21 protein-coding genes are annotated in these 21,222 nt (G+C 66.7%); 17 read left to right on the forward strand and 4 right to left on the reverse strand.

The annotated features are described in order from the left end of the window. Window positions 1-3: 3 nt before the first annotated feature. From ACTEK7_RS07180 to ACTEK7_RS07220, 9 genes are read left to right on the forward strand one after another with little or no spacing between them, the layout of a single operon-like run. Window positions 4-480, forward strand: coding sequence for a (2Fe-2S)-binding protein (locus ACTEK7_RS07180; RefSeq protein ID WP_036023772.1), 477 nt, complete (start codon window positions 4-6; stop codon window positions 478-480). A 9-nt stretch (window positions 481-489) separates the two neighbouring features. Beyond that, the gene (locus ACTEK7_RS07185; protein WP_225145847.1) at window positions 490-2,082 is read left to right on the forward strand and encodes a xanthine dehydrogenase family protein molybdopterin-binding subunit; all 1,593 of its coding nucleotides are present in this window, start codon (window positions 490-492) and stop codon (window positions 2,080-2,082) included. A gap of 1 nt (window position 2,083) precedes the next feature. Further along, on the forward strand, window positions 2,084-3,106 hold the full coding sequence (locus ACTEK7_RS07190) for a xanthine dehydrogenase family protein molybdopterin-binding subunit (protein ID WP_036023767.1): 1,023 nt from the start codon (window positions 2,084-2,086) through the stop codon (window positions 3,104-3,106). A gap of 10 nt (window positions 3,107-3,116) precedes the next feature. Further along, window positions 3,117-3,998, forward strand: a complete 882-nt coding sequence (locus tag ACTEK7_RS07195; RefSeq protein WP_057029893.1) for an AAA family ATPase — start codon at window positions 3,117-3,119, stop codon at window positions 3,996-3,998. Further along, window positions 3,995-5,113 carry a vWA domain-containing protein gene (locus ACTEK7_RS07200; protein ID WP_225145848.1) on the forward strand — a complete coding sequence of 373 codons (1,119 nt, stop codon included), beginning with the start codon at window positions 3,995-3,997 and terminating at the stop codon, window positions 5,111-5,113. The genes ACTEK7_RS07195 and ACTEK7_RS07200 overlap by 4 nt, the downstream gene beginning before the upstream one ends. After that, complete coding sequence (locus ACTEK7_RS07205) at window positions 5,110-5,994, forward strand: amidohydrolase family protein (RefSeq protein ID WP_225145849.1); 885 nt, start codon at window positions 5,110-5,112, stop codon at window positions 5,992-5,994. Before ACTEK7_RS07200 ends, ACTEK7_RS07205 begins: the two co-directional genes overlap by 4 nt. A 30-nt stretch (window positions 5,995-6,024) precedes the next feature. Further along, window positions 6,025-6,873, forward strand: a complete 849-nt coding sequence (locus ACTEK7_RS07210; RefSeq protein ID WP_036023756.1) for an MBL fold metallo-hydrolase — start codon at window positions 6,025-6,027, stop codon at window positions 6,871-6,873. 19 nt (window positions 6,874-6,892) lie between these two features. After that, window positions 6,893-8,467, forward strand: a complete 1,575-nt coding sequence (locus tag ACTEK7_RS07215) for an isochorismatase family protein (protein ID WP_225145850.1) — start codon at window positions 6,893-6,895, stop codon at window positions 8,465-8,467. Between the two features lie 3 nt (window positions 8,468-8,470). After that, window positions 8,471-9,097 (forward strand): FMN-dependent NADH-azoreductase, encoded by a 627-nt coding sequence (locus ACTEK7_RS07220; RefSeq protein ID WP_036013316.1) that lies wholly within the window; start codon window positions 8,471-8,473, stop codon window positions 9,095-9,097. Window positions 9,098-9,124: 27 nt separating this feature from the next. On the opposite strand, the gene hydA is transcribed toward ACTEK7_RS07220, so the two are convergent. Then, a complete protein-coding gene (gene hydA, locus ACTEK7_RS07225) occupies window positions 9,125-10,585 on the reverse strand; it encodes a dihydropyrimidinase (RefSeq protein ID WP_085969190.1) in 1,461 nt (486 codons plus the stop codon). Next, the gene (locus tag ACTEK7_RS07230) at window positions 10,546-11,286 is read right to left on the reverse strand and encodes a maleate cis-trans isomerase family protein (protein ID WP_225145851.1); all 741 of its coding nucleotides are present in this window, start codon (window positions 11,284-11,286) and stop codon (window positions 10,546-10,548) included. The genes hydA and ACTEK7_RS07230 overlap by 40 nt, the downstream gene beginning before the upstream one ends. 202 nt (window positions 11,287-11,488) lie before the next feature. On the opposite strand from ACTEK7_RS07230, the gene ACTEK7_RS07235 reads away from it, so the two are divergent. Both ACTEK7_RS07235 and ACTEK7_RS07240 read left to right on the forward strand, forming a co-directional pair. Further along, window positions 11,489-12,199 (forward strand): GntR family transcriptional regulator, encoded by a 711-nt coding sequence (locus ACTEK7_RS07235; protein ID WP_225145852.1) that lies wholly within the window; start codon window positions 11,489-11,491, stop codon window positions 12,197-12,199. Window positions 12,200-12,201: 2 nt separating this feature from the next. After that, window positions 12,202-12,951, forward strand: coding sequence for an aspartate/glutamate racemase family protein (locus ACTEK7_RS07240; RefSeq protein WP_036023742.1), 750 nt, complete (start codon window positions 12,202-12,204; stop codon window positions 12,949-12,951). Here ACTEK7_RS07240 and ACTEK7_RS07245 read toward each other — a convergent pair whose 3' ends face one another. Further along, complete coding sequence (locus tag ACTEK7_RS07245; protein ID WP_225145853.1) at window positions 12,952-14,340, reverse strand: amidase; 1,389 nt, start codon at window positions 14,338-14,340, stop codon at window positions 12,952-12,954. 88 nt (window positions 14,341-14,428) lie between these two features. Between ACTEK7_RS07245 and ACTEK7_RS07250 the strand changes: the two genes are divergently transcribed. Genes ACTEK7_RS07250 through ACTEK7_RS07265 form a run of 4 tightly spaced genes read left to right on the forward strand, consistent with a single transcriptional unit; the run spans window position 14,429 to window position 18,297 of the window. Beyond that, on the forward strand, window positions 14,429-15,523 hold the full coding sequence (locus tag ACTEK7_RS07250; protein ID WP_225145854.1) for an ABC transporter ATP-binding protein: 1,095 nt from the start codon (window positions 14,429-14,431) through the stop codon (window positions 15,521-15,523). A 30-nt stretch (window positions 15,524-15,553) separates the two neighbouring features. Beyond that, window positions 15,554-16,600 (forward strand): ABC transporter substrate-binding protein, encoded by a 1,047-nt coding sequence (locus ACTEK7_RS07255; protein ID WP_225137940.1) that lies wholly within the window; start codon window positions 15,554-15,556, stop codon window positions 16,598-16,600. An 18-nt stretch (window positions 16,601-16,618) separates the two neighbouring features. Then, entirely contained in the window at window positions 16,619-17,482 is an 864-nt protein-coding gene (locus ACTEK7_RS07260; RefSeq protein ID WP_036023719.1) for an ABC transporter permease, read from the forward strand. Continuing rightward, the gene (locus ACTEK7_RS07265; RefSeq protein ID WP_036004967.1) at window positions 17,482-18,297 is read left to right on the forward strand and encodes an ABC transporter permease; all 816 of its coding nucleotides are present in this window, start codon (window positions 17,482-17,484) and stop codon (window positions 18,295-18,297) included. The genes ACTEK7_RS07260 and ACTEK7_RS07265 overlap by 1 nt, the downstream gene beginning before the upstream one ends. Here the strand turns inward: ACTEK7_RS07265 and ACTEK7_RS07270 are convergent, their stop codons facing one another. Continuing rightward, window positions 18,298-18,633, reverse strand: coding sequence for a hydroxyisourate hydrolase (locus ACTEK7_RS07270; RefSeq protein ID WP_225145855.1), 336 nt, complete (start codon window positions 18,631-18,633; stop codon window positions 18,298-18,300). A gap of 26 nt (window positions 18,634-18,659) precedes the next feature. On the opposite strand from ACTEK7_RS07270, the gene ACTEK7_RS07275 reads away from it, so the two are divergent. Together ACTEK7_RS07275 and ACTEK7_RS07280 are read left to right on the forward strand one after the other, a co-directional pair. Then, on the forward strand, window positions 18,660-19,856 hold the full coding sequence (locus ACTEK7_RS07275; RefSeq protein WP_225145856.1) for an MFS transporter: 1,197 nt from the start codon (window positions 18,660-18,662) through the stop codon (window positions 19,854-19,856). Beyond that, window positions 19,837-21,207 carry an amidase gene (locus ACTEK7_RS07280; RefSeq protein WP_225145857.1) on the forward strand — a complete coding sequence of 457 codons (1,371 nt, stop codon included), beginning with the start codon at window positions 19,837-19,839 and terminating at the stop codon, window positions 21,205-21,207. Before ACTEK7_RS07275 ends, ACTEK7_RS07280 begins: the two co-directional genes overlap by 20 nt. Window positions 21,208-21,222 lie beyond the last annotated feature (15 nt).

Consider the following 21,222-nt stretch of genomic DNA (forward strand, 5'->3'; position numbering starts at 1 on the left):
GCCATGACAAAAATCCCCCTGCAATTTCGCCACAACGGCCGCGACGTCGCGATCTTCGTCGACGGCGGCACCAATCTGCTCGTCGCGCTGCGCGAGCTGATCGGCGACATGACGCCGAAATTCGGCTGCGGCCAGGGTGGCTGCGGCACATGCAGCGTGCTGATCGATGGCGAGCTTCACCTCTCCTGCCTGACGCTCGCCGAGACCGTCGCGGGCCGCTCGGTCGAGACGCTCGACGGCATGAAGCAAGGCCCGAACCTGCATCCGCTGCAGCGCGCCTTTGCCGACAATTTCGCCGCCCAGTGCGGCTATTGCACGCCGGGCATGCTGATGGCTGCAAAGGCGCTGCTCGACCGCAATCCCGCCCCGAGCCGGGCCGACGTCATCGAGGCGATCTCTGGCAATATCTGCCGTTGCACCGGCTACGAGCCGATCATCAATGCCATCCTCGCCGCCGCGGGCGGCCGGGCCAGCGCCTGAGGTCAGACCATGCTGGAACTGCGCAAGGACATCTTCGCCGACGAGCGCGACGATAACCTGAAGGAAATCGGCAAGGGCACGCAGCGGCAGGACATGCTCGGCCACATCACGGGCACGTCCAGCTATTTCAACGATCACAAGCTGCAGGGGATGCTGCACCTGAAGGTCGTTCGTTCGACCCAGGCCCATGCAAGGCTGCGCCGCATCGACACCACCGAGGCCGAGCGCTCGGCCGGCGTGCGCCGGATCATTCGCGGCGCGGACGTGCCACGCAACCTCAACACGCTGCTCAGCCTGATCAACTTCGGCAAGGACGACGAGCCGTCGCTCGCCGTCGACAAGGTCCGCTACAAGGGCGAGCCGATCCTCGCTATCGTCGCCGACAGCGAGCGCGAGGCGTTCGAGGCGATCGCAAAGGTCAGGATCGACTACGAGCCGCTGCCGACCGTTTTCGACGTCGAGGATGCGCTGAAGCCGGGTGCGCCCGTCGTCAACGAGACCTATCCGAAGAACGCCTTCATCTATCATGACGTCTACGACCACCAGCGCCTGCGCTTTGGCGATGCCGATGCCGCGCTCGCAACCGCCGACCACGTGCTCGAGCAGCGCTACCAGATGTCGCCGATCGAGCACGCGCCGACCGAGACCAACGGCGCGATCGCCGCGCCCGATACCAACGGCCGCTACGTCGTCTATACCTCGACGCAGGCACTGTTCTTCTCGGTCGACACCTGCGCCAAGATCCTCGACGTGCCCTCCAACACCTTCCACTTCATCGGCGGCACCGTCGGCGGCGGCTTTGGCGGCAAGGTCGACACCTTGACCGAGCCGCTCGCGATCCTCGGCGCCATGTTGACGGGGCGCCCCGTCCGCTACGTGTTCGGCCGCGAGGAGGAGATGCAATACGGCCCGCCGCGCGGCGCCGAACGCATCTACATCAAGGACGGCGTGATGCGCGACGGCCGCATCGTCGCGCGCAAGATCCGCGCCTATTTCGACAGCGGCGCCTATACGCGGCTATCGAGCTATGCCGCGGTGAAATGCGCCGCGCATCTACCGGGCCCCTACACCATCCCGAACGTCTATGGCGACGTCTATTGCGTCTTCACCAACCGCACGCCGGCCACGGCCATGCGCGGCTTCGGCGTCACCGCAATGGACTTTGCCATCGAATGCCAGATGGACAAGCTCGCAAACCTCGTCGGCATGGACCCGATGGAGTTCCGGATTCTGAACGCCTATCGCGACGGCGACATGAAGGCGCATCGGCGCGAGGCCAAGAACACCGCGCTGATCGAGTGCGTCCAGGTTGCCGCCGAGAAGGCCAAATGGCCGATCCGCGACGAGTTCAGGCGCGCCTCCTCGCGCAAGGACGGCGGCGGCAGCCGCGCCGTGATCCCGCCAACACCGACGGATTCGCGCAGCCGGCCCGCTGCGCCGGCGCAGCAGCGCACGACCTACGACCGCGCGCCGGTGACGGCGACAAGAGAGCCGCCGCGCGAACCACCTCCGCCGGCGCCGCCACCTCCCCCGCCCCGCCCGGCCGCGCCATCGCACGGCGCGACCCGATTCTCTTCCGTGTTCGGCACCAGGAGACGCTGAGATGACCCGGCATCGTGGACGCGGCATGGCGTCGATCAACTACCCCATCGGCATGAATCTCGGCGGCGATCCGAGCCAGGCACTGGTGCATTCCAACCCGAGCGGCAAGTTCACCGTGGCGCTGTCGTCGATCGACCTCGGCCAGGGCATGAAATCGGTGACGCGGCAGATCTGCGCGGAGACGCTGGGCGTGCCCGTCGAGGACGTCTATGTCGACACCGCGGATTCCGACACCGGCCCGCACTGCATGGGCTCGTTCGCCTCACGCGGCACCCATCGCGTCGGCAACGCCGTGATGGCTGCGGCGCGCGAGGCGCGCGGCGTGATGATGGAGGCCGCCGCCGAGGAGCTCGAGGTCAACGCCGCCGATCTCGAAACCGACGGTCGCGGCAACATCCACGTCAAGGGCGCCCCGCACCGCTCGATCTCGACAAAGGACGTGGCCATTGCTGCGCAGTTCAAGCAGGGCAAGACCATCTCGGGCCGCGGCATCTTTCTCGTGCCGCTGTCGGATGTCGATCCTGAAACCGGCGAGATGTCGCCGGCGACCTGCTATGCCCATGCATGCCTCGTCGCGGAGGTCGAGGTGGATGATGAGACCGGCGAGGTCGCGATGGTCCGCATGGACTCCGCCTATGAGCTCGGCCGTGCGCTCAATCCGCGCCTCGTCGAGCAGCAGCTGGTCGGCGGCGCTTGGATGGGCGTCAGCCACGCCCTCTACGAGACGCCGGAGCCGTACTATCCCGATCCTGTCCACGGGCCCCGCGACTTCGTCGAATATCTGATGCCCGGTCCCGGCGACATCTGTCCGCATGATATCGCCGTGCTGGAGCGCCCCGCCCCTGACGGTCCGTTCGGGGGAAAAGGCCCTGGCGAGATGTGCGCCAATCCGGTGCTGCCCGCGGTGGCGAATGCGATCTTCAACGCGGTCGGCGTGCGGATCGACGACCTGCCGATCACGCCCGAGAAAGTGCTGCGCGCGATCAAGGCCCAAGGCGGCGCGCGGCCGCAGGCGCGGCGTTAGAGGATCGGCCGTGGCGGTTCGCAGCAACATCGTCGGCATCGACAGCCCGGAGGCGCTGGAGCGGGCGCTGCGGGCGGCCTATTATCTCGCCGACGAAGGGCTCGCGACCGCCGCCTATCTCGGCCTCGCGCTCGGCAAGCCGCTGCTGCTCGAAGGCGCGCCCGGCGTCGGCAAGACGGAGGCCGCCAAAGCCATCGCCGCCGTGCTCGGCCGCCGCCTGATCCGCCTGCAATGCTACGAGGGCATCGACGCCTCTGCCGCGCTCTATGAGTGGAACTATCCACGCCAGATGCTGGCGATCCGTCAGGCCGGCGACGAGAGCATCGACATCTATGGCGAGACGTTCCTGATCGAGCGGCCGATGCTGGCGGCGCTGCGCGCACCTGATTCCACCGTGCTCCTGATCGATGAAATCGACCGCGCCGACCAGGAGTTCGAGGCCTTCCTGCTCGAATTCCTCTCCGACTTCCAGATCTCGATTCCCGAGCGCGGCACGGTCCGCGCGACCGAGCGGCCGGTGGTCGTGCTCACCTCGAACCGGACCCGCGATCTGCACGAAGCCTTGCGCCGCCGCTGCGTCTATCACTGGATCGATTATCCGACGGCGGAGCGCGAGGCACGCATCATCATGATGCGCGCCTCCAGCGTCGCCGAAACCACGGCCCGCGCCGTCGTCGCGGCCGTCGAGAGATTGCGGCGCGAACCGCTGAGCAAGGCCCCCGGGATCGCCGAAGCCGTCGACTGGGCCGAGGCCGCGACCCTCCTCAACAAGGGCGGCGCGCGCTGGCCTGATGCCTTCAAACGCTCGATCGGCGTCGCGCTGAAGGACGAAGAGGACCTGCACTTCATCGCGCCGCGGCTCGATGCCATGCTCGCGGAGGCGACCGCATGAGCATCGAGCCGCAGCTCCCGCGCGCTGCCCGCACCTTTGTTTCCTTCGTCGCCCTGCTGCGCGCCAACGGCTTCGCCGTCGCGCCGGAGCAGACCACCGCGTTCCTCGCCGCGATCGCGCTGCTCGGACCGCGCAAGCTCGAGGACATCAAGCAATCTGCGCTCGCCACCCTCGCCCCTCCGCCCGAGCGCCGCGCCACTTTCGATCGGCTGTTCGACCTGCATTTCCGCGGCAGCGAGGCGATCGAGCATGCCGCAGACGGCGAGGACGATGAGACCGTCCGTCTGCAGGAGGAAGGTCGTGGCGACGAGGAGCCCCTGCTCTCCGATGACGCCAACGAGTCCGGCCTGACTGCATCGCGCACCGAGGCGCTGGTCGAGCGCCGCTTCGCGCAGCTCTCCACGACCGATGCGCTCCGACGGCTGGCGCGCGAGGCCCCGCGGCGCCTGCCGCGGCGGCGCGGGCACCGCCGCATGCGGGCGCGCCGCGGCCCCTTTGCCGACCTCCGCCGCACCTTGCGCGACAGCGTCCGCAGCGACGGCGAGATCCTGCGGCTCGGTCACATGAAGCGGCGGCAACGCCCGCGCAAGGTCCTGCTGCTGATCGACGTCTCCGGCTCGATGAAAAGCCGCACCGAGGAGAACATGAAGCTTGCGCATGCGCTGGTGCAGGCCGCCCCTCACGTCGAGGTCTTCACCTTCGGCACGCGGCTGACCCGTGTCACCCGCGCGCTGCGGCTGAAACGGCGCGAGCAGGCGCTGAGCGCCGCGGCACATCTGGTCAGCGACTGGGACGGCGGCACTCGGATCGGCGACGCGCTGCAAGCGTTCCTGGCGGTCCCGCGGTTCGGCGGCTACGCCCGCGGCGCCGCTGTGATCATCATCTCCGACGGGCTCGAGCGTGGAGAGCCGGACGCCCTTCGCGACGCTGTCGCGAAACTATCGCGGCGGGCCTGGCGCCTGAGCTGGCTGACGCCGCTCGCGACAGGCCCCGCGTTCCGTCCGCAGACAGAAGCTCTGGTCGCGATCGAACGCTCCGTCGACGATCTCGTGGACGGCGGGTCGAGCGCATCGATCGTCGCCCACGTCCTGGCACTGGGAAGGAGAGCTGCGTGAACGATATTGTCGACGGCCATCATCACATCTGGCGGCAGGCCGACCTGCCCTGGCTGACCGGCCCCATGCAGCCCCGCATCTTCGGACCGTACGAGCCGATCCGGCGCGATTATCCGATCCAGGAATATCTCGACGATCTCAAGGACAGCGACGTCACCCGTTCCGTCTATGTGCAGACCAATTGGGCGCCTGAGCATTTTGAGGAGGAAGCAGCGTGGGTACAGCGTACCTCCGACGAACATGGCTGGCCGCACGCCATCGTTGCCTACGCCAATTTCGCGGCCGAGGACGTCCGTCCGCAGCTCGACCGCCTCAAGCGTTATCCGCTACTGCGCGGGGTGCGCATGCAGCTGCATTGGCACGAGAACCCGCTCTATCGCTTCGCAGCGCGTCCGGATCTCTGCACCGACCCGACGATCCGTCGCAATGTCGCACGTCTTTCCGATTACGGCTGGAGCTTCGATTTGCAGGTGTTCACGCCGCAGATGCCGGATGCTGCGCAGCTGGCCGAATCCTGTCCCGGCGTGACCTTCATCCTCCAGCATGCCGGCATGCTCGAGGATCTCTCGCCGGCTGGACGGGCGGCCTGGCGCGCCGGGATGGCCCGGCTCGCGAGTTGTCCGAACGTGGTCTCGAAACTGTCCGGGCTCGGCACCTTCATCCATCGCAACGATCCCGCGCATATCGCCGCCGTGCTCACTGATACCGTCGCGATCTTCGGCGCCGAGCGCTGCCTGTTCGGCTCCAATTTTCCGATCGAGAAATTGTGGACCAGTTATCGCGAGCTCGTCGCAGCCTTTCGCGACGCCGCCGCCCCGTTCAGTGCGGAGCAGCAGGATGCGATCTTCAGGACGACGGCGACGCGCGTCTATCGGCTTTGACAGACAAGAAACGAGACGGGAGGGAAACGAATGGCGCTGGAGATCAAGATCCTGGACTACGGCGATATCGAGCTGGAATCGAGCTTCCTGGTGCTCGGCCGCGACTGCGGCCGCACCCGCCGCGTCCTCACGCTCGGCTTTTTGATCCTCGGCGGCAAGTATCCTGTCGTGGTCGACACCGGCTATCGCTCCAACCAGATCATGGAGACGCTGGGCATGCGCGGGCTCCAGTATCATGAGAACATGATCGAGAACCAGCTCGCGCGCCACGGCGTTCGCATGGGCGACGTTCGCTTCGTCTGCCACACGCATTTGCATATCGACCATGCCGGCAAGGACGACCTGTTTCCGATGAACACGACCGTCGTGCTCAACCGCAAGGAGCTCGAATATTCCGTCTCCGGCCTGATGCATCCGCAATATCCCGCGCCAGACATCAAGCACCTGATCGACCGGCTGCATACCAAGAGCGCACTGCGCTTCCTGGACCTCGAGATCACCGGGCCGATCGAGCTGATGCCCGGCGTCTATTGCGACGCCGCCAACGCGCACACCGAGGGCTCGATGAACATCATCGTCGAGACCGCCGACGGCATCGCCACCATCTGCGGCGACGTGATCTACGACTTCAACGACCAGATCGTCACGCCCTTCCATGAGATCCACGATTGGGAGCCGCGTACCACCGGCAACCATGGCACCACCAAGCGCGCGGAAAAGGCGGCGATCAAAAAGCTGCTGAGCAGCTCGCGTTACCTGCTCCCGGTCCACGACCGTCCCGCCAAGATCGAAGGCGGCAATGTCGTGGGGCGTCTGCACGATCAAGTCCCTGGCCCGATCGTGCAGTCGCTGCCCGAGCGCAACTGGTTCCCGGCTTGACGTTGTCGAGGATCGACCGATGACGCATGTGACGTTGCGAAGCGAGTTCGAAACCCTGATCGACCCCTATGCGCCGGTCGCACAGATCGGCACCGGCTTCGACTTCACGGAAGGGCCGATCTGGCATCCGGTCGATCATTATCTGCTGTTCTCGGACATGCCGGCCGACGTGCGGCGGCGCTGGGATGCGCGGCGCGGCGTCGTCGAGGTCAAACGCCCGTCGAACAAATGCAACGGCATGACCTATGACGCCGAGCTCAATTTGATCGTCTGCGAGCACGCGACCTCGTCGCTGATCCGCGAACGCCCGGACGGACGGCGCGAGGTGCTGGCCTCGCATTTCGGCGGCCAGGAGCTCAACAGCCCGAACGACGTCTGCGTGCACTCATCCGGCGCGATCTATTTCTCCGATCCATGGTATGGCCGCATGCCGGTCTATGGCGTCGAACGGCCGCGCCAGCTCGGCTTCCAGGGCGTCTACCGCGTCGTGCCGGGCGGCGAGCCGAAGCTCGTGGTCGAGCGCAATCTGTTCGACCAGCCGAACGGGTTGTGCTTCTCGCCGGACGAGAGGCTGCTCTATGTCAACGACACCGTGCAAGCCCTGATCCGCGTGTTCGACGTCAACAGCGATGGTTCGCTGTCCAATGCGCGCGTGTTTGCGAGCGGCATCAAGTCCGAGCTCGAGCTCGGTCTGCCCGACGGCATGAAGTGCGATCAGCACGGCAATGTCTGGGTCACCGCGCCCGGCGGCGTCTGGGTCTATTCGCCGCGCGGCGAACTGCTCGGCAAGGTCCGCGTGCCGGAGCTGGTCGCCAACCTCGCCTGGGGCGGGCCGGATTTCCGCACGCTCTATCTCACCTCGACCCATTCGGTATATGCGATCCCGACCCGGGTCGGCCCGCGGCATGAGCCCTATATGAGCGGCAGGCGCACTGGTGGCGGAGCAAGCTCGAGCTCGTCGCCAGCCGCGCCTATTCTGAGCGAAGGCGAGATGCGGCTCGATCCGCAACGCTGCGCCATGATCATCCAGGATCTCCAGAACGACGTCATCATGGACGGCGGGGCTTTCTCCGAGTCCGGCGCGCCGAGTCATGCCAAGCAGCAGCATGTCGTGGAGAATGTGCGGCGCCTGGCGGAAGCCGCACGCGCCCGCGGCGTCACCATCATCCATGTCTGGTTCGTGGTCGAGCCCGGCGCGCCCGGCGTCACGCTGAACGCTCCGTTGTTCGAGGGCCTGGTCGACAGCAAAGCGATGGTGCGCGGGAGCTGGGGTGCGGCCCCGGTTTCAGGCCTCGAGCCCCGGCCCGGCGATTTCGTCGTCGAGAAGATGCGGATGAGCGCCTGGGAAGGCACGCGGCTGGAGACGATCCTGAAAGCGACCGGCCGTGACATGATCATCAATACCGGCGCCTGGACCAACATGTCGATCGAGCACACGGCGCGGACCGGCGCTGACAAGGGCTATTTCATGATCGTGCCCGAGGATTGCTGCTCGACCATGAATGCCGACTGGCACAATGCCTCGATCAACTTCGCGATGCAGAACGTCGCGGTCGTGACCAGGGCCGACGCCGTGATCCGAGCGCTGGGATGAGCTGTGGCAAAGCTCCTGCACTTGTCCTGCTCGCCGCGCGCCGAGGCCGAATCGACGGCCGGCGCGCGGGTCTTTCTCGATGGCTTCCGCCAGGCCCGGCCGGATTGGGACATTGATGTCGTGGACATCTGGCGTGAGCGGATGCCGGAATTCACCGGTCCGATCGTCGAAGCCAAATACGCCCGCATGAAGGCTCAGGCCTTCACCGATGCGCAGCGCGACAGCTTTGCCGAGGCCGAGCGAATGGCGCTGCGCTTCTCGCTCGCCGACCGGGTGCTGATCTCGACCCCGATGTGGAACTTCGGCCTTCCCTACAAGCTCAAGCAGTGGTTCGACATCATCGTCCAGCCCGGTCTCACCTTCCGGTTCGATCCGTCGCAGGGATATCTGCCGCTGCTCAAGGACCGGCCGACGCTGGTGATCATCGCCAGCGGCAGCGATTTTGCCACCGGCATGAACCGCGGCCGTATCGACATGGCAACGCCCTACTTACGGGAGATCCTGCGCTTCATCGGGATCAGCAATGTCCGCTTCGTGCTGATCGGTCCAACCACGGGACCGCAAGCGCCGATCGATGCTGCCCGCGAACGGGCCCATCAAAGGCTCGCTGCAATGGCCGCGACGTTCTGAAGCGCTTTGGCGGCGTGTCGAGCCGGATCAGATCAGGCTCGACTTGCCCCGGCTCAGCACCTGGCCTGCGCCTTTGGCGCCGACGATCCGGCCCTCGCTGCAGACCACCTCTCCCCTCGCGATCGTCGTCACCGGCCATCCCGTAACCTCGAAACCTTCCCAGGGCGTGTAATCCGCGCCGTGATGCAGATCGGCCTGCCGGATCGGCTTCTTCAACTTGGGATCCCAGAGAACGATGTCGGCATCGAAGCCGACGCCGATCGAGCCCTTCCGGGGATAGAGACCGTAGATGCGGGCGTGGTTGGTCGCGGTCAGCTCGACGAACTTCTGCAGGGTGATGCGGCCCTTCGAGACGCCTTCGGAGAACAGGATCGGCAGCCGCGTCTCGACGCCGGGGATGCCGTTCGGCACCCAGCGGAACGAGGTACGGGCGTTCGGCGTCAGCTTGCCCTTGGGATCATCGTAGCGGAACGGGCAGTGATCGGACGAGAAGGTCTGGAACACGCCCGACGTAATGCCCTCCCAGATCGCCTCCTGGCTCTCGACATCGCGCGGCGGCGGCGAGCAGACGTATTTCGCGCCCGTAATGTCCATGTTGAGGCCCTTCATGTCGTCGGCCGTCAGCGTGATGTATTGCGGGCAGGTCTCGGCATGAACGGGCAGACCGCGCTGCTGCGCCCAGCGTACCTGCTCCATCGCCTCGCGTCCGGAGACGTGCACGATCATGATGGGAACGCCGATCACCTCGGCATGGCTGATGGCCCGGTGCGTCGCCTCGCGCTCGACCGCCTGCGGCCGCGAGGTGCCGTGATAATACGGCGCGATATGACCTTCGCGCTCCAGCTTGCTGGTCAGGAAACGGATGGCGTCGTAGCCCTCGCAATGGACCATGACCAGCGCCTCCTCGCGGCGCGCGACCTCGAACACTTCGAGCAGCTGCTTGTCGCTGAGCACGAGGTCGTCATAGGTCATGAACACCTTGAACGAGGTGTAGCCGTCCTTGACCAGCGCCGGCAGCTCCTGCCCGAGCACCACGGCAGTCGGATCGGAGATGATGAGATGGAAGGCCGTATCGATGTAGCACTCACCTTCGGCGAGCTTGCGATAGTTCTCGACACAGCTGCGCAGCGAGGTGCCTTTCTCCTGCAGCGCAAAGGGCAGCACCATGGTGTTGCCGCCGGCTGCGGCTGCGCGCGTCGCCGAGGCAAAATCGTCGGCCATCACCACGTCGGGGCCCGAGGGCTGGGAAATATGGACGTGGCTGTCGATGCCGCCCGGCAGCGCCAATAGGCCCGACGCATCGATCTCGCGCGCTGCGCCCGCGATGCTATCGGCGATGCTGACGATGCGGCCGTCGCGAATTCCGATATCAGCGCGAAACTCGTCGCTGGCCGTCACGATGGTGCCGCCGCGGATGGCGAGGTCGAGCTGCGTCACTGATGTCTCCGTCACCTGATATTTGGCATTGTCTGGAAGATCCGTCCCCATTTCGCAAGGGCCGTCACATCGCCGCCGGCGAGGCAGAGGGTCCGCCACAGCGTCACCGCGACCGAATCGAGCACGGCGATATCCAGCTCCCGCTCCAGCGTGGCCGCAAGCGCCGCACCATCGAGATTGGTGCAGAGGATGACGATCGCGTCAGTCCCCTCCGCCGCCACGGCGCGGATCATATCCGTGATCGTAGACGGCGCGACTTCGCCAAAGGAAAAGTTGTCGCGCAAGCCGAGATGCCGCTCGGCATGCGGGGCGATCCCCTCCTCAGCCCAGACGTCGGCAATGCGCCGCTGCACGTCGTCGGTATAGGGCGAGACCAGGCCGACGCGCCTGGCGCCGAGCGCGCAGGCGGCATCGATGCAGGCCAGGGTCGATGTCGTCGCCGGCACATTTGTGCGGGCCGTGATCGCCTCGCACAGGCTGCGGTCGCGGCCGATGCCGAGCCAGCTTGCGGACGTTCCGTTCCAGGCGATCGCGTCGACCTTGGCATCGGCCAGCAAATCCGCGGCCGGAAGCATCACGGATGCGTCGAACTGGCTCAGCGCGGCGGCATCGAGTGCGATCTCGGTGACGCGGAAGCGAGAGAAATGCGCGGTGACGCCGGAGACACCGGCCAGCATGGCGCTGGTGACGGGCTCGAGCACCGAGTTGGAGGACGGCGTGATCATGCCGAGGCGTTTGCGCATGGCTGACATCGATCACGATTGCTCCGTTGCTCCAAGGTCACCGGCTCCCTCGAAACGATCATCGGCATCCCCGGCGCGACGCGCAACCCGCAATTTGCATACTGCATACAGTTTGTTCGATATGCATTTGTTTTAAGCCACATACGTCACCTATTTGGGCATCGCGTTCGGCTTGGTATGGCTAGGATGAGTTGCAAGCAGGAAGCCTCGCGTGCAGCAAAAATCCGAAACGAACCCGGCGCGAAAGTCGCCCAAGCTCAAGCGGATGGGCCTGCATGAGCGCGCCGCCGCGCGGATGCGGACGATGATCATTCGCGGCGAGCTGCCGCCGGGCTCGCAGACTCAGGAGACCAAGCTGTCGAAGGAGCTCGGCGTGTCGCGCACGCCCTTGCGCGAGGCGATGAAGGTGCTGGCGGCGGAGGGCTTGATCGAGCTGCGTCCGAACCGCAGCCCGCGCATTGCCGATATCGCGGTCGACGGCATCTCGGAATTGTTCGAGGCGCTCGCCGGCATCGAGCGGCTCGCCGCCGAGCTCGCCGCGGAACGCGCCACCGAGCGCGATCTCGTCCGCCTACGCACGCTGCAGACCCGGATGGAGGGTCATCACCGCAGCGGCAAGCTCGACGATTATTTCGCCCTCAACGGCGAGATCCACAACACCATCGTCCGTATGGCCCGCAACACGCCGCTCCGCGAGGCGCACGAGACGCTGATCTCGCGCGCCGAACGTGCGCGTTTTCTCGCGCTCGGCGCCGACAGGCGCTGGAGCAATTCGGTCGACGAGCACGCCGACATCCTGGCTGCGCTCGAAGCGCGCGACGGCGAAGCGGCCGGCCGGCTGCTCGGCGCGCACGTCGCGCGGACCGGCACGGCGCTGCTGGAAGTCCTCGCCGCCTCTCAGGCCAAGCGGCCGGCGGCGTGATCATGAAGCTGCTCCTGCTCAACCCAAATACCAGCACCGAGGTCACGCAGCTGATGCTGGGCGTCGGGCGGCGCGCCGCCTCAAAAGGCACCGAGCTGATCCCCTGCACCGCGACCCGCGGCGTGCCCTATATCGCCACGCGCACCGAAGCGCAGATCGGCGGCGCCATCGCGCTGGAGATGCTTGCCGAGCAGCACAAAAAGGTCGACGCCGCGATCATCGCGGCCTTCGGCGATCCCGGCCTGTTCGCGGCGCGCGAGACCTTCGACATTCCCGTGATCGGCATGGCGGAAGCCGCGATGCTGACCGCGTGCATGGCCGGACGCCGCTTTGCCATCGTCACCTTCGCGCAGGCGCTGGGGCCCTGGTACGAGGAATGCGTCCGCGCCCACGGGCTGTGGGAGCGCTGCGCCGGCATCCGCATGCTGGATACGCCGTTTCAGGCGATCTCCGAGGTCGGCACCGAGAAGGAAGACATGCTGGTCGAGCTCGCCCGGCGCGCCATCGTCGAGGACGAGGCCGATGTGCTGATCTTTGCCGGCGCCCCGCTCTCGGGCCTTGCCGAGCGCGTCGCCGACCGGATCCCTGTCCCCGTGGTCGATCAGGTCATAGCTTCAGTGAAGCAAGCCGAGGCGCTGCATGCGCTGCGTTTGCGCAAGGCCGTTGCGGGCACCTTCCGCCGCCCCGCCGCCAAGCCGACCATCGGCCTTGCCGATGCGCTCGCCGCCCGGCTCGAGCATCGCGACAGCTGATCAGAGAGGCGGCCGGCGATGCGAAAAACCCAGTTCGTTCTCGAGCACGCGGCCGAAGGCAAACAAGCGGGATTCGCATCCCGGCTGCGCGATGATCTGGATGCCGAAGGGCAGCTCATTCTCCCCGCACGGCACCGGCAGCGTCAGCACCGGGAAGCCGACCAGCGACACGATGAAGGTCACGGCGAGATAGTCGATCGGCGTCTCCAGCGCGGCCCCATCGATGGCCGTGACGTCGGCGATTTCATTCGGCCAGGGCAAGATGGACGCGGCCGGCGCGACCAGGAAGTCGGCGCGATTGAACAGCTGGCGAAAGCTGCGGTAGATCGCGGTGCGGCGCCGCTCGGCGTCGAGGTAGTCCTGCACGGACAGGTTTGCACCGGCTTCGATATTCCAGATCACGGTCGGCGTGAGCTCCGCACGCCGCGTTCTCAGCAACTCGCCGTAAGCGTTGGCGATATGCGCGGCGCGCAAGGTGCGGAAGGCTTCGATCGCCCCGCCGCAATCCGGCGAGGACGGCACGACATCGGCAACACGCGCAAGCGCCTCGCACGCCGCCGCGAAGCGGGCACGAGCCTCGCGCGCAACGGGCGCCACACCGAAATCGGGCGTGACCGCAATCCGAGCACGGTCGGGGACTGGTCGATCATCATCGGTACTGCCGAGCGAGAGCGGATCATGCGGATCGCTTCCGGCGCAGACCGACAACGCGAGTTCGAGATCATCGACACCGCGGGCCAGGAAGCCGTGGGTCGCCAGCATGTCCCAGCCGAGCGGCCGGCGCGGCGATGCAATGCGGCCGGGTGTCGGCCGGATCGAGGCGACACCACAGAAGCTGGCGGGCGTGCGCACCGAGCCGCCGAAATCGGTGCCGTGCGCCAGCGGCACCATGCCGGATGCGACCGCGACGGCAGAGCCGCCGGACGATCCGCCGGAGGTCAGCGCCGGATCGAAGGGGTTGCGTGTCGGCCCGCACAATCTGTTGGTGCAGACCGCGCCGAAGCCGAACTCCGGCGTGTTGGTTTTGCCCAGAATGATCGCGCCGGCGCGCCGAAGCCGCGCCACCAGGAGATCATCCTCGGCCGGGACGTGATCGCGGAACAGCAGGGATCCGTAAGTCGTCGCAAGTCCCGCAGTGTCGGTGAGGTCCTTGACCGCAATGGGCACGCCGTGCAGCGGGCCGATCGGCGCAGAGGCGGCATCGCAGATCTGCGCGGCGCGCCGGGCGCCGTCCGCATCCACCGTCATGAACGCCGCCAATCGGCTGTCGAGGCTCGCAATCCGCGCCAGATGCGCTTCGACGGTCTGGCGGGAGGACACTTCGCCCCTCGCAATGGCGCGCGCGAGCTCTGTCGCCGTGAGGTCGCATATCGATCGATCCGATGTCATGGGGTCACCATGGCAAAACGCTCCGCGAAAAGCGACAGTCGCGGGCACGAGACTTGCTTTCTCCTCTGGGGCAACGGGAGGCAACACCATGGTTGATGCGCCAAGCAGCCGATCGCTTGTCGTCGATGCGGTCACCCACCGGTATCCGAGTGGCGCGCTTGCGGTCGAGAACATCAATCTCGACATCAGGGGCGGCGAGATCATTGCGCTGCTGGGTCCGTCCGGCTGCGGCAAGACAACGCTGCTGCGCATCATCGCCGGCTTCATCGCGCAGACGCAAGGGAGGATCATCATCGGCGACGACATCGTCGATGCGCTGCCGCCGAACAAACGCGCCGTCGGCATCGTGTTCCAGAACTACGCGTTGTTCCCGCACCTGTCGATCAGCGAGAACGTCGCCTACGGCCTCGCCGCCCGCGGCATCGACAAGGCCTCACGTCAGCGCGAGGCGCAGCGCCTGCTGGAGCTGGTGCAGCTGCCTGCTATGGCCGACCGGCTGCCGCGGCAGCTCTCCGGGGGCCAGCAGCAGCGCGTTGCGCTCGCCCGCGCGCTCGCGATCAAGCCGTCGATCCTGCTGCTCGACGAGCCCTTCGCCGCGCTCGACAAGAATTTGCGGCTGGACATGCAGATCGAGGTCAAGCGGCTGCAGCGCGTTTCCGGCATCACCACGCTGATCGTGACGCACGACCAGGAAGAAGCGCTGTCGATGGCCGATCGTGTCGCCGTGCTGAGCCATGGCAAGCTGGAGCAGTTCGGCTCGCCATCGGACGTCTATGACCGTCCGCAGACGCTGTTCGTCAACACCTTCGTTGGCTCCACCAACCGCATGCCCGGCATCGTGGTCTCAGCGGACCGCACGGCAGCGAAGGTGCGCCTCGATGCCGGCGCGGAGATCATCGCGCGTCCCGCGGGCGGTGCGCTCAGCGAGGGCGGCCGCGTCACCGTCTGCATCCGCCCCGAGCACCTGCAATTCGTCGGCGACGAGACCGGCTTTGCCGGCGTCGTTGGCATGTCGCTGCCGCTGGGCGCCACCGTCGTGCACGAGGTCACCACGGCCGATGGCTCCGGCGTCAAGGTTTCTCAGGCGCGCATCGGCGAGACGCGCGCCCTGGAGAGCGGCGCTGCGGTGCGCCTCGCACCGCTCGCCCCATCGCTCGCCAACGCCTTTCCCGCAACGCTTTAGATCCAGTCCTTGTCCAGAGGGGAGTTTGATATGATCATGAATCGCAGAAGCCTGCTGACCACGGCGCTCACGCTCGGGGCCATGAAGGCGTTTCCAGGCCTGAGCTACGCCCAGGCGCGTCCGCTGGTGTTTGCGACCTTCACCGGCAGCTGGGAGGAAGCGCACAAGGCCGTGCTGGTGCCGGCGTTCCGCAAAGCCAATGCGGACGCCGCGATGGTGCTCGATCCCATGCTCTCTGTCGACCAGATCGCCAAGGTCAACGCGGCGAAAGCAAATCCGCCGATCGACGTCATGCTGCACGACCCGGGTCCTGCCCTCGTCGCCGTCGGCCAGGATCTGGTCGAGCCTTATCCGGTCGAGAAGAGCGCCCACTACAAGGACCTGATCGCCGAGGCACAGGAACCGATGGGCCCCGCCCCGTTCTTCCAGGTCGTCGGCCTCACCTACAATCCGGAAGCGGTCAAGACGCCGCCAACGTCATGGGCCGATCTCTGGAAGCCGGAATTCAAGGGCCGCGTCGGCATCACCAACCTCAACTCGACACTCGGCACCGGCTGGCTGGTCGAGATCGCCAAGATGCGCGGCGGCTCGGAGGCCAATGTCGATCCGGGCTTCAAGGCACTGGAGGAGCTCAAGCCCAATCTCGCCGCGGTCGCCGCCAATCCCGGCGCGCTCGCGACCCTGTTCCAGCAGGGCCAGATCGACATCTCGCCCGGCAATTTCAACGCCATCCAGATCCTGAAAGCGCGTGGCGTGCCGGTCGAGTTCGTGGCGCCGAAGGAAGGCGCCATCGCCTTCAAGACCACGATTCACATCGTCAAGAACTCACCGAACCGCGAGCTCGCCTTCAAGCTGATCGAGGCGGCCCTGACGCCGGAGGTGCAGACCACGCTGATGAACCCGCCCTACCTGATCGTGCCGACGAATTCCAAAGTGATGATGGGCGGCGAGATCGCGCGCGTTCTGGCCAAGGACACCGCCGAGCTGAAGAAGAAGTTCGTGTTCCAGGACTGGAAGAAGATCAACGAGCAGCGCTCGGCCTGGATCGAACGCTTCAACCGCGAGATCAAGATCTAAAACCTCGAGGTTCAAGCCATGGGCGCAGCGCCGGCAGCACGGGACGTGACGTCCTACGGAATGGGATTGGCAGCGCCGCTGGCGCTGTTCTTCCTGGTCTTCTTCGTCGCGCCGCTGCTGCAATTGTTCTGGCTCTCGCTGCACAACGACACGGCCGGGCTCCATTGGGGGCTCGGCCAGTACCTGCACTTCCTCACCGATCCCTTCAGCCTCGGCGTGCTCGGCTCGACGCTGCTGCTGGGCGCCGAGGTGACGGCCGTCTGCCTCGTGCTCGGCTTTCCCATCGCCTGGCTTTATCAGCGGGTCGGGCCAAAGCTTCAGACCGTCATCATCCTGATCGTGCTGCTGCCGCTTCTGACCAGCGTCGTGGTCCGCACCTTCGCCTGGATCGTCATCCTCGGGCGCCAGGGCATCATCAACGCGACGCTGCAATCGCTGGGCCTGATCGATACCCCGCTCAAACTGCTCTACACCCAGTTCGGCGTGGTAATCGCGCTGGCACAGGTGCAGATGCCCTTGATGACGCTGCCGCTGATCACCGCGCTCGGCCGCATCGATCCCAATCTCGACGATGCCTCCTGCTCGCTTGGCGCCGGAAGCTGGCGCACTTTCTTCCGGATCTTGCTGCCGCTGTCGCTGCCCGGAATCATCGCCGGCTGCACGCTGACCTATGCCGCCGCGATCACCGCCTTCATCACCCAGTCGCTGATCGGCGGCGGGCAGATGCTGTTCATGCCGATGTATCTCTACCAGCAGGCCTCGACGCTGCAGAACTGGCCGTTTGCGGCCGCGATCTCGATCATCTTCCTGCTCGCCGTGCTCGCGGTCGTCTCGGTCTTCACCACGCTCGGCCGCATGTCGCGCGGCTATGGAGGCGCATGATGAGCGGCCGCAAGCGCACGCTCGAGGCGATCAGCTTCGAGCTCGTCATGACCGTGATCGCGATGATCGCGCTTCTCATCATCATCGCCCCCTCGCTCGTGGTGCTGATCGTCTCCTTCACCAGCGGCTTCTCGCTGCGCTTCCCGCCGCCCGGCTATTCGCTGCGCTGGTACGTCGAGCTGTGGAATGCCTGGCAGCTGCATTTCGCGGCCAAGAACAGCCTGATCGTGGCGCTATGGGCGACCGGCCTGTCCGTTACCCTTGGCGTCGCCGCGGCGCTGGCGATCTCCAGGTCGCGGACGCTGTCGGCGCGGCTGCTCGATTCGCTCTTCATGTCGCCGCTGGTGCTTCCCGCGCTCGCCTTCGGCCTCGCCGCCCTGATGCTGTTCTCGCTGGTCGGCCTGCCCGTGTCGCCGCTGACGCTGGTGATCGGCCACACCGTGGTCTGCGTGCCCTATGTCGTGCGCAACACGGTCGCAGCGCTGGCCCAGCTCGAGCCGACCCTGCTCGAAAGCTCGGCCGTGCTCGGCGCCAGCCGCCTCTACACGTTCCGCCGCATCGTGCTGCCGCTGATCCGGCCGGGCATCATCGCGGGCGCCTTCATCGCCTTCATGTCGTCCTTCGACAACGTGCCGGTCTCGCTGTTCCTGCGCGATGCCGCCACCGACATGCTGCCGATCCGGATGTGGCAGGATCTCGAAGGCAAGCTGGATGTCACCATCGCAGCCCTCTCGGGCGTGCTGATCATCGCCACCGTCGCGCTGGTCGCGGTGATGGAGCGCGTCACCGGCCTGTCGCGGCGGCTGACCAACTGATCAGGCGCCGCGGAACAGCGAATAGCCCCAGCGCGTGAATTTCAGCGGCAGATGAAAATGCTCATCAACGTTCTTGATGCGAAAGCGGAACGGCGTCACGGTGAGGAAACCGTCGCGCTCGCCAAAGAACTCGCCGAGATGAAACAGCACCTCGTACGCGCCGTCCGTCACACCGGCACCTTGCGCGACGGCATGATCGAGCACGCCGTTGGCGCCGAGCCGCCCGTCGGCGATGCGCTGGGACTCCGGATCGATCCGCCAGATCTCGACGCGCAGCCCCTGCGCCGGACGCCCGCTCGCGACATCGACCGCGTGAATGGAAATACCGCCTGCCACAATGTTCCTCCCATGAGCACGCCGCCATGGTAGACGGAAACACGGCCGCTCGGCCAGCACCCGCGCTGCTGCCGGCCCTGGGCGCGATGACCGCGCTTCAGGCCCTGGTCGCGCTGGCCTTGTTCGCGCCCGGCGTGGTCGCCCCGCGCGCCCATATCGAGGTCTGGCAGCTCTCGATGTTCTCCGCCGCCGTGTTCGCGGTCGGCATCCCCGCCTCGTTCTGGGGCGGCGGCTTCATCGCGCGCCTTGGCTCGCTGCGGATCGCGAGCCTGTGCGCGGCGGCCATCGTCGTCGGCATGGCGCTGGCTTCGCTCGGGACGAGCGCCGCCCTGCTGGCTGCGGGCCTGTGCATCGGCCTCGCGATGGGACCCGAGACGCCGGCGAGCGCGGCGCTGCTGGCGCGGCTCGTCACTGCCGAGCGGCGCGCCTTCGTGTTCTCGGTGCGCCAGACCGGCAACCAGATCGGCGCCGTTTGCGGCTCGCTGGCCCTGCCCGCGATCGCCATCGTGTTCGGACCGGTCTGGTGCTATGCGGCCGTTGCTGCCTTGGCGCTACTGGCGATCGCGCTGTTCGAACGGTTGCGGCCGGCCTATGCCGGCAAGGTCGCCCCGCCGCCAAAGCTCGATCTCCGCGCGCGGGTGGCGCTGGTGATCGCGGACCGGCGGATCGCGATGCTGGCGCTGGCCTCGATGCCGTTCAGCGCGATGCAGGTGTCGCTCAACACGGTCTTCGTCACGCTCGGCACACGCGAGCTTGGCCTCAGCCATATCGAAGCCGGCATGGCGCTCGCCTGCGCGCAGGCTGGCGGTCTGGTCGGCCGTCTCGGCTGGGGCTATGTCGCCATGCGGCTCGATGCCTCGCGCGCCGTTCTCGTCGTCATCGGCCTCGGTATGGCCTTCTGCGCCGCGCTGCTCGGCCTGAATGGCGCTTCGCTCGGCCGCAGCGGACAATTCATCATTGCCGCATTGTTCGGCCTGACGGCGTCGGGCTGGAACGGCGTCTTTGTCGCCGAGATCGCCCGCCTCGCCCCGCAGGACCGAATCGGCGAGACCACCGGCGCGGTGCTGACCGCATCCTATGCCGGTCTCCTTGCCGCGCCCGCGCTGGTGTCGATCCTGGATGGCGTGGCCAGCCTCGGCGTGGCCTTCTTCGCCCTGGCGTGCCTTGCCCTTGGCGGTACATTGGCGTTGATCTGGGGAGGCCATGACAACGCGGACAAATAGCGCGCGCGAGACCGTTGCCGACGTCAGCGCCGGGCGGACCAATGCCGTCGAGACCGCGAAAGCCGCGCTCGGCCGCATCGAGGCCGCCAAGCCCTTGAACGCGGTCGTCACAATCGATCCCGCACGCACGCTGGCGGATGCTGCGGCGGTCGATGATTGCCTGCGTATGGGCGAGATCATGCCGCTCGCCGGTGTTCCCGTGATCGTCAAGGACAACGTCTGGGTCGGCGGCTGGCGCGTGACGCAGGGCTCGCGCTTGTTCCACCATTTCATCGCGCCGCGCGATGCCATCGCGGTCGAGCGGCTGCGCAAGGCCGGTGCCGTCGTCGTCGGCATCGGCGCGACGTCCGAGTTCGCCTGCAAGGGCGTGACGACCTCGCAACTATACGGGCCGACGCGACATCCGCTCGATCCCGCGCTGACGCCCGGCGGCTCATCGGGTGGCCCGGCCGCAGCTGTTGCAGCCGGCTTGGTGCCGCTCGCGATCGGTACCGATGCGGGCGGCTCGAGCCGCAGGCCGCCGGCGCATGTCGGGGTTGCCGGCTTCAAGCCGTCCTACGGCGCGATCCCCTATGGGCCAGGTTTCGCCGAGCCCTTCTTCGGCCTCTCCGTCATCGCGCCGATCGCATCGGACGCGGCCGATATCGCGCTGGCGTTTGAAGCCATGGCCGGCGCCGACCCGCGCGATCCGGAGTCTGCCGTCGTGGTGCAGCAGGCCAAAGACATCGGCAGTCAGCGCATCGCGTTCTCGCCGCGCCTTGGTCTCGACGTCGCGATCGACGACGTCGTCGCGAATGGCCTCGCCGCCGCCGTCGACCGGCTTTCCGCAGCGGGTTTACGCATCGCGCGACGCGATCCTGTCTGGCCGGCAGATGCCACGGAGGATGCGATCATGCCGCTGCAGCATGCGGGACTCGCGGCACTCCACGGCGAACGCTTTCGCAACGATCCGACTATCTTCGATCCTGACATAACCAAGCAGATCGAGCGAGGTCTCTCCTGGTCGGGTGCGGATGTCGCTGCAGCGCTGCTTGCGAGCACCGCGATCGCCAATGCCTTCGCCGCGTTCTTCACTGAGGTCGACCTCCTGCTGGCGCCGACCGTCCCCTGCGTCGCCTGGCCGCTGACGCAGCTCGGCCCTGATATGATCGGCGGAAAGCCCGCAAGCCCGCGGGCCCACGCGGTGTTCACGCCCTTCGTCAATCACGCCCGCCTGCCGGCGATCTCGATTCCGTGCGGAACGGATCGGCGCGGGCTTCCCTTCGGCCTTCAGATCATCGCAGCGCGCGGGCAAGACCGCTCGCTCCTCGCAGCAGCGCAAGAGATCGACGCGATCTTGCGCAGTGCCTGACGCAAACGGAGACTC

The sequence above is a fragment of the Bradyrhizobium sp. JHI2711 genome (genome assembly GCF_056156565.1).